The sequence below is a fragment of the Candidatus Obscuribacterales bacterium genome (assembly GCA_036703605.1).
GTDB lineage: Bacteria > Cyanobacteriota > Cyanobacteriia > RECH01 > RECH01 > RECH01.
Map to the genome: position 1 here is coordinate 1 of DATNRH010000393.1, position 1,060 is coordinate 1,060.

Consider the following 1,060-nt stretch of genomic DNA (forward strand, 5'->3'; position numbering starts at 1 on the left):
GGGGGCAGACTTTCGACGCCGATTCTTGTTCTGCGGTGTTGGGTAGGCTTTATTACATCTGCGAAAGGAGACGTTCTACAGCAGCATGTACATTTCCGTTGGTCGCCGTTAAGGCCGCTATATTCGCTTGTTCGTCGTAGAATCCCATCTCTTTCAGCTGCTCTATCTGTGTTGCAAAACGCTCTTCCGGTGGCCCTACAAGATTTAGGATGCGATTTACGTGTGTCAGCGGGTGGTGGTGCACTGGCACCAGCACCTCCCATGGCACCTCCCATACCAAACATTTGGGCGAAAGGGTTAGGCTGGGTTGAAGGTTGTTGTCCAGCAGATCCACCACCTAGCACGTTACGAAGAATTCCTACCCATCATGTTCTGCATTTGCAACGCCATGTTCATCATGTTGGGGTCCATCATTGCGCGCAACATGTCTGGATTTTGAAGTGCCTGCTGCAACATCGGGTTGGCGGCCACCATCTGCTGCATCATAGGGTTGCTCTGGATCATTTGCTGCAACATTTCCGGATTTTGAGCCATTTGCTGCATCATTTGCTGAATGAAAGGATTTTGGAGAATCTCTGCTGCCTGGTTGGGGTTCATGCCGCCCATGCCACCTAAACCGCCCATGCCGCCCATGCCGCCCATGCCACCCATACCAGCGCCAGTAGCGCCACCGGCCCCACCAGCAGCGCCGGCGCCAAACATTGCGGCGAAGGGGTTTGCGTTTGCATCTGCGCTGGGAGTTGCGGTTCCAGAGTTGCTAGAGGCGGTGTTGGCGTTGTTGTTGGGCGCCCAGGGATTGGGCATAGGGTTGGTATTCGGTGTGGCGGAGGGAGGAGTCGGCGTTTGGTTCTGAGGAGCTGCGGTTGCGAAGGGATTAGGTTGGTTCTGGGTTGCTTCTTCAAGAGGGGCTTGGATGTCGGTGTACATGCGCCTCAGGGCGTCAAAGCCCCCAGGCAGACTCTCTATGTTACGCAGAGCAGTATCTTGATTACGCATCATCTCTCTCATAAGTTCTGGATTTCGAGCCATTTCAAAACTTTGTCGCATCAACTCGGGGTCA

Annotated in this window: 1 protein-coding gene; it reads right to left on the reverse strand. The window is 54.2% G+C overall.

Annotation, left to right across the window (positions count from 1 at the left end; translation table 11 throughout):
* Positions 1 to 345: 345 nt before the first annotated feature.
* Positions 346 to 1,060, reverse strand: a 715-nt coding sequence (locus V6D20_08100; protein HEY9815747.1) for a hypothetical protein, incomplete at its 5' end; no start/stop codon positions are given.